The 6,965-nt window shown below is 67.5% G+C and carries 7 protein-coding genes and 1 pseudogene; 2 read left to right on the plus strand and 6 right to left on the minus strand.

Features of this window, described 5'->3' with window-relative positions; genetic code table 11:
• Window positions 1–90 precede the first annotated feature (90 nt).
• From ACFE76_RS13315 to ACFE76_RS13330, 4 genes and pseudogenes are all read right to left on the minus strand, one after another.
• Window positions 91–879, minus strand: a complete 789-nt coding sequence (locus ACFE76_RS13315) for a hypothetical protein (protein ID WP_375432243.1) — start codon at window positions 877–879, stop codon at window positions 91–93.
• On the minus strand, window positions 876–1,499 hold the full coding sequence (locus tag ACFE76_RS13320) for an RNA polymerase sigma factor (protein ID WP_375432244.1): 624 nt from the start codon (window positions 1,497–1,499) through the stop codon (window positions 876–878). The genes ACFE76_RS13315 and ACFE76_RS13320 overlap by 4 nt, the downstream gene beginning before the upstream one ends.
• The gene (locus ACFE76_RS13325; RefSeq protein WP_375432245.1) at window positions 1,477–2,283 is read right to left on the minus strand and encodes an HAD family hydrolase; all 807 of its coding nucleotides are present in this window, start codon (window positions 2,281–2,283) and stop codon (window positions 1,477–1,479) included. The genes ACFE76_RS13320 and ACFE76_RS13325 overlap by 23 nt, the downstream gene beginning before the upstream one ends.
• A gap of 353 nt (window positions 2,284–2,636) precedes the next feature.
• Window positions 2,637–3,921: pseudogene (locus tag ACFE76_RS13330) on the minus strand (IS256 family transposase).
• Window positions 3,922–3,930: 9 nt separating this feature from the next.
• Here ACFE76_RS13330 and ACFE76_RS13335 point away from each other — a divergent pair.
• Both ACFE76_RS13335 and ACFE76_RS13340 read left to right on the plus strand, forming a co-directional pair.
• Entirely contained in the window at window positions 3,931–4,407 is a 477-nt protein-coding gene (locus ACFE76_RS13335) for a GNAT family N-acetyltransferase (protein WP_375432246.1), read from the plus strand.
• A 70-nt stretch (window positions 4,408–4,477) separates the two neighbouring features.
• Window positions 4,478–5,365, plus strand: a complete 888-nt coding sequence (locus tag ACFE76_RS13340; RefSeq protein WP_375432247.1) for an aminoglycoside phosphotransferase family protein — start codon at window positions 4,478–4,480, stop codon at window positions 5,363–5,365.
• A gap of 48 nt (window positions 5,366–5,413) precedes the next feature.
• On the opposite strand, the gene ACFE76_RS13345 is transcribed toward ACFE76_RS13340, so the two are convergent.
• A complete protein-coding gene (locus ACFE76_RS13345) occupies window positions 5,414–5,764 on the minus strand; it encodes a ribonuclease E inhibitor RraB (protein ID WP_375432248.1) in 351 nt (116 codons plus the stop codon).
• Window positions 5,765–5,813: 49 nt separating this feature from the next.
• Window positions 5,814–6,788 (minus strand): hypothetical protein, encoded by a 975-nt coding sequence (locus tag ACFE76_RS13350; protein WP_375432249.1) that lies wholly within the window; start codon window positions 6,786–6,788, stop codon window positions 5,814–5,816.
• Between the last annotated feature and the right edge of the window lie 177 nt (window positions 6,789–6,965).

Raw genomic sequence — 6,965 nt, forward strand, 5'->3', positions numbered from 1 at the left:
ACCGGTGTCGTCCGGCAACGAGCCGTCCTCAAGTCCAAGAGTCACGCTCCCAGTGAACACGACCGATCGGGGCGGCTTTCTGATCGGACGTCACTTGATCGCGACGAGCAACCCGTTGCGGTCGAACGCTCGGCGCTCGAAGGTCAGGGTGGGTTCACCATGAGAGTCCAGCGGTACCGGCCCGGCCTCGAACAGCGGCACGAACACGTAACCGTCGTGCACCTCGCCGGTGAACCAGGCACCGGCGACGCCGTCGGCCACGGCGCGTAGCTGCACGGTTGCGACGTCGGTGCTGGCGGCAAAAAACTGCACGGTCGAGTAATCGGTGGCGACCGTCGGGTTGGCCGAGGTCTGGTCAGGTCGCCAGCTGGCCGCAGCCATACCAGTGACACGTACGACCGGGTATCGGTCAGACGGGCGGTATTTCCGCTCACCGCCGTAGGTGGGCCCGGACAGCCGCTTCGAGCACAGCACTACCTGGTCGTCGACGTTGCGGTAGGCCACCCAGGGGAACCACTCGTGCCCGTCGGTCAACCCTCGAGCCGAAATGACCGTGTCGACCGCCGGATCCTCGGGCCGGAGACACGAGGTCAGAGCGGCCTGGGTCTCAGACTCCGTCAACGGTCCGCGGTCGGTGTCGACGATGACGTCGTCGGCAGTACTGACAGGGGCGGGTGCCGCGGTCAGCGGAGGCGTGGTCCTCGTCCAGACCAGGAAGCCGGACCCGATGAGCAGCGCCAGCACTGCCGCGGCCAACCAGGCTGTCCTGACGCGGCGGGCCGGCCGGACATCGACGGTGCCGGCCATGATCGTGGCTCGGAGCTGCGCCGAGATCTGGGGCGGAAGCGCCCGCTCCCGCAGTGGTGGCTGGGCGTTCATCGGTGCTCCTCGTCGGTGGAGGCAGGATCGAGCAGGACCGAGAGCCGGGCGCGTCCGCGGGAGAGCCGGGACTTGACCGTTCCCTCGGCGACGCCCAGGAGATCGGCAGCCTCAGCCAGCGTCAGCCCCGACCACGCGACAAGCTCGATGGTGATCCGCTCGTGCGCCGGTAGCTGGGACAAGGCGCGTCGGACTATCGACATCCGCCGTTCGTCATCAATACGGGCCGCTACCTCGTCGGCATGGTCGCGGACGGGGGGCGGCGCCGTCGCCCGGGCCTGGCGTCGCTGCACCCTGCTCTGGGTTCTGGCCGAGTTCCGGCTCTCGTGGCTAGCAACCCCGAGCAGCCACGGCAGAGCCGAAGGACGGCCGAGGGCGGGCAAGCTGCGATCGGCCGCCTTTCGCCACACCGTGGTGAAGGTCGCCTGGACGACCTCCTCAGCGGCTGACCACGAAGCCGTACGTCGGAATGCGAAGTTGTAGACAGCTTGGGAGTGACGATCGAAAAGGAGCCCGACCGCCTCCGGATCCTTCGCCAACAACTGAGACCACAGCTCGGTGTCGTCCTCCCGGACCGAAGCGGTCAACGGCTGCTCCTCAGTGGGCGATCGGAATCTCATACCCCGTTGTGTCCAGACCGCCCGCGAGGGTTCCCGAGACTGACGATGCCATGCCTGGTAGCCCCTGGCGCAGAGCCGTTTCTCCTTCGCGGCCGACTCGTGAGCCGCTGAGGTGCTCAATAATGTCGCGGAGGTGGTGGACGACAGGATGCCGGTCGTGGTCAGGCGGCTCCTGGTGGCCGCGCGCGAACCGGATGAAATGGACGGCCAGCTTCTCCGCGATCTCCTCGTCGTGATTGGTGTCGCCCACCATCAACACCCGCCGCGGATCGTGGCCGGACGACTCGAGCCAGTTCGCCACGACGTCGGCCTTCGATGCGTACGCGTCGGTGATCCCGAGGATCTGGTCGAAGTGGCCTGCGATCGCGTGGGGAGCCAGTTGGGCCTGAAGTACTTCCGCGATGGTCGCGGAGATCAATACCTGTTCGGCGCCCAGGCGGCCGATCGCGCGTAGTGCAGCATCAGCCCCGGGGTGCAGCTGGGCCCGCTCGACGTGGACAGGAAACAGCTCGAGATAGCGTCCTGCGGCCAGCTGGAAGTCGACGTCGCTGACGCCAAGTCGTGCGTACAAGGCCTGAATGGGGAACCCGAAGACCTTCCGATACGCGTCGACGTGCGGCAGCACAGGCAGTCCACGGTCATGCAGCACCGCATTCATTGCCGCCATAGCGACTTCGGTGTCGTCAAGCAGGGTTCCGTTCCAGTCCCAGCAGACGACGTCGATGACGGTGGAGTGGGGAAGCCGCACAGGGTGAGACTGTTCCAGCCCGGCGCCGGCCACCACGGGCGGGGCCTAGATCGCCGAACGTGCAGATGTACCCACCGTTGGTCGTCGAGGTCACGACGCCCGTGCTCACCCTGAAAGGCGCCTCGGACGCTTTGCTCGCCGAGCTTGCGGCGGCGGTGCACGCCGGTGAGGCGATGGCTGAGCCAGCCCCGTTCGATGACCCGATGTCGTTGTACGAAGACGACCCTGACCTCCGCGTCCATAAGTGGCTGCAGAGCATCTGGAGAGGACGCGGGACCGTCAGTCCAGACCTGTGGCACCTCTACTTGGTCGTGGTCCATCAAGGACGAGCGGTCGGCATGCAGGACCTCATCGGCCAGAGCAATAGTCAAGACCTGTGGATCGCGTGTTTACGCCGCTTGCTGGTCACCTCCTTGTTGATCTCGGTCGTCGGGTCGTTCGACGAGGTGGCCGTTGACGAAGGTGGCGCCGGCGCGGACCAGGGCGACCAGGTGGGGGGCGTTGACCATCCGCCACCGGGTTTGGGCCGCTTCGATCAGCGTGAACGCCATCGCGACGCCGGCGGCGCGGCTGCCGGGCCCTTTGGTGACCCGGGTCCGGAGCCGGACGGTCGCGAAGGTCGACTCGATCGGGTCGGTGGTCCGTAGGTGGATCCAGTGCTCGGCCGGGTAGTCGTAGAAGCCGAGCAGCACGTCGAGATCGTCGGTGATCTTCGCCGCCGCCTTCGACCCCTTGGTCCCGTACTCGGCGGCGAACGCCCGCGCGGCGGCTGCGGCGTGGGTCTTGTCCTCAGCGTTGTAGATCTCGGCCAGCGCGGCCTTCGCGCCGGGCTGCGCCGATTTCGGCAACACATTGAGCACGTTGGCGATCTGGTGGAACCAGCAACGCTGCTCACGAATCTTCGGGAACACCTCACGGACGGCCTTCCAGAACCCGAGCGCCCCATCCCCGACGGCGAGCGCCGGGGCGGTCATGCCGCGCCGCTTCGCGTCGCGGAGCAGGTCAGCCCACGACTCCGAGGACTCCCGGAAACCCGTCAGCGAGGGCGACCAGCTCCGTGCGGCCGTCCGCGCGGACCCCAATCACGACCAGCAGGCACACCTTGTCCTGCTCGAGCCGCACCTTGAGGTGGATGCCGTCGACCCACACGTACACGTAGTCGGTGCCAGCCAACGAGCGGGCGTTGAACGCGCGGGCCTGGTCTTGCCACTGCGTGGTGAGCCGGGTGATCGTGGCCGCCGACAGGCCGGCGTCGGAGCCGAGGAACTGCTCCAGCGCCGGCCCGAAATCGTTGCTAGACAGCCCGTGCAAATACAGCAGCGGCAACACCTCCGCCACCCGCGGCGACTTCCGCGACCACGCCGGCAAGATCGCCGACGCGAACCGTTTCCGCTCACCGGACACCTCATCGACCCGCCGGTCGTTGACCCGCGGCTGCCGCACCCGCACCGCCCCCGCTGCGGTGGTCACCTGCCGCGGCTCATGGTGGCCGTTGCGGACCACCAACCGGCGACCCCGCTCGTCGACCTGGTCGGCGTGGCCCTCGATGTAAGCGGCCAGCTCGGCCTGCAACGCCGCCGCCAACATCTGCCGGGCACCATCGCGCACGATCTCATCAAGCAACGACCTGCCGGCCTCGTTGGCCGCGGCATCTTCGGGGACTACCGTGAGCATGGACGTACCTTGCCGAACCAGCGCGCCAACGCCGGTCCTGATCAGAACTACCTGGACTTCAGATCATCCTCGGGAAGGTGCGTCCCTTCACGTCACCAGGCCAAGGAACATCCACAGGTTCTGATCATTGCTCCATCGGCCAGCAGCTCAACCCTCTTCACCTCAGTGACGACCTTCTCCTGGCTGGCGCAGTCGGCGCGAGGCCGAGGGCTGGGACGCGAGATGCGAGCCGCTGCCCTTCATCTGGCCTTCGAGGGATTCGCAGCAGTACAGGCCGAGAGCGAAGCCTTCACGGACAACGTCGGCTCGAACCGCATCTCCGCGTCGATGGGCTACGAGGTCAACGGACTTGCTTGGGCGAGTCGACGCGGGTCGGCGGGCCAGTTGCAGCGATGGCGCATGACCCGGCAAGCGTGGTCGGCGAACCGCCGCGGGGACATCCAGCTTGCCGGTGTCCCCGACTGCCGCGCCGCGCTGGGATGCTGATCTATCTCGAGCTATCCCAGCTCCCATGCGAGACCGGGGTGTCGGTCGCAGATCGTGCCAGGAGGGTGAGATGCAGACACCGCCTGCCGAGGTCGACATCGATGCGTCGCTGATTGCGGCGTTGCTGCAGGATCAGTTTCCCGCGCTGACCGGTGAGGTGCGCATCGTCGCGAGCGGCTGGGACAACGTCATCGCACGCGTTGGCCGTGATCTCTGTGTCCGGATGCCGCGGCGTGCGCTGTCGGCCCCTCTCGTGCAGCACGAGGCTGACTGGATGCCAGGGCTGGCGCCCCTGCTGCCGGTCGACGTCTCGACTCCGGTGGCGATCGGTGAGCCCGGGCTCGGCTATCCGTGGACGTGGCTCGTCTGCCCGTGGTTTGACGGTCGCCCGTTGACCGAGGTCGCCGTTGACGACCGAATCCAGGTCGCCAAGCAGCTGGGCGCCTTTGTGTCGGCACTGCATCGACCGGCTCCGGAGGATGCGCCGGTGAGTCTTTGGCGAGGCATCCCGCTCGCCGACGTAGCGCTCCCCGTCGGCGAGCGGCTCACGCGTCTTCCGCCAGCCGACGCTGCAACCCTCGTGGCGGTGTGGGCTCGAAGCGTCGACGCTCCGCCGTACGATGGGCCGCCGATGTGGCTGCACGGCGACCTCCATCCGTTGAACCTGCTGGCCAGCCTCGAGGGAGCGCCGGCGCTTCGTGCCGTCATCGACTGGGGCGACGTGTGCCGTGGCGACCCGGCGACCGATCTCGCGATCGCGTGGCTCGCCTTTGACGAGCGCGGGCGTGAGGCATTTCGGACGGCCGCGTCGGGGCGTCATCCGCTCGACGACCCGATCTGGGACCGCGCTCTGGGGTGGGCAGTCTCGCTGGGCTCGCTGTTCATGCTCGACGCCGAGCTAGGAACGGCCGCTCACGGCATTGGCGAGCACTTTCTGACGACTTGTCGGATCAGCTGACCGTAGCAACGCGCTCACACAGGCGATCCGGGCACGCGTGGCCGCTCGCTAGTCAACCGGGAACCCCCAACCATCGAATGCGGCCCCTGCTGCTCTGCCGAGGTGGTACATCGACGCGACCCACGCTTGCAAGGTGGCATGGGTTAGCGCGAACGGGGCTGTCGCACCGTTCACGATCCACTCGCGACCGAGGCGCAGCCGACCGGTTCGGCGGAGCTCTACGTGCGGTGCAGACCCGTACCGCTTGAGCTGAACGGCCAACGAGACGGCCTGCGCCTTGGCGCTGGCGTAGAAGAAGTAGTCGACCGCGTGGGGCTCGCCGTCGACCACGCCGTGTTCCAGGAGCATCAGCCACGTGTCGTCCGACACCACGTGCGCTGGCGGCAGCTCATCGTTCACGCCAGCACCCTAAGCGGCCTGCTCGCCCGACGTGTTCCCTATGCGTTGGTCAGCTGAAGGCCTGCTCGAGCCATGGGTTGAGCCGGAGCTTGAGCTGGTCTTCTGTCGCCGGGTCTGCTTCGGCTATCAGACGGCGCCAGGACTCGAGGCGGTGCAGGGCTCCGAGCCGTTCGACCGCCTCCAGGACGACAGGTCGGTCGGTGCGGTCGACCTCGGGCCAGTGCTCGGTGTACGCGTCGACCAACCGTTGGGTGCTGGCGGCTTGCGGCCAGGGGTCGGAGAGTCGGGCCCCCGCGACGCCACGGCCGGGGGAGTGCAGCACTGCCCACGGGTGTGACCACACCGCGTCGCCCAGGTCGAAGAGCCGGCGCGGCTGGCCCGGTCGGGTCGGGTGCACGGCGTTACCAGGGTGGGCGTCGTTCGGCTGCAGGGACGGTCGTGGGCCAGCCTCCTCGAGGACGGCCATCCGGTTTCGTAGGAGAGGGAGTTGTTGGAGGTAGCGACCCGCGTCGGCGCGGTCAAGGTGCTGCGGGTGCCCAAGAGGTAGCCCGGCCAGGTGCTTCACCAGCGCCTCGGCGCAGTCCGCTGCGGTTGCGGCCTCATAGGAAGGGAGCATCGGAAGAAGGCTCTGGTGGGGTCGGCAGCGTCGCTGTAGCTCGGCGACGTCGTCGATCAGACCGATCCAGTCGTCTTCCGACGTCCAGCTCAAGGTGGGACCACCGTCGGGGAGGAGGGACCAACCCTGCGATGGCTCGATCGCCCACGGTTTGATGACTCGACCCGGCACGATCTGGCTCAGCGCGACGAGCAGCTCACCCTCGAAAGCCTGACCCGGGTTCGCCACCTTGAACCACACCGACTGGCCCTGCAGCGGAACCCGGAACACCGCCGACCAGAACCGGATCTTGAACTCGTCGACCGGTCCGACGCGTACTTGGCCACGCTCCTCGACGACAGCGTCGATCCAGGCCAGCGCCCGTTCCTGGAATATCCCACTGCGCCACAAAGCGACGAAGTCGACCACGACCTGAGCGTAGAAGCGTGGATCGACCACACATCACGTGACCCGTCAGGTAGCTGACCAGCAAGGGGGACGGCCGGCATTGTGGTGTCTCGGGCAGCGCAGGACTGCCATGTGCCAACGAGCTAGGTGACTGGTGTCGAACGGGGTGGGGTGGTGGTGGCGGCTCTGGCTCGGCGT

This window comes from uncultured Friedmanniella sp., from assembly GCF_964244005.1.
GTDB lineage: Bacteria > Actinomycetota > Actinomycetes > Propionibacteriales > Propionibacteriaceae > Microlunatus.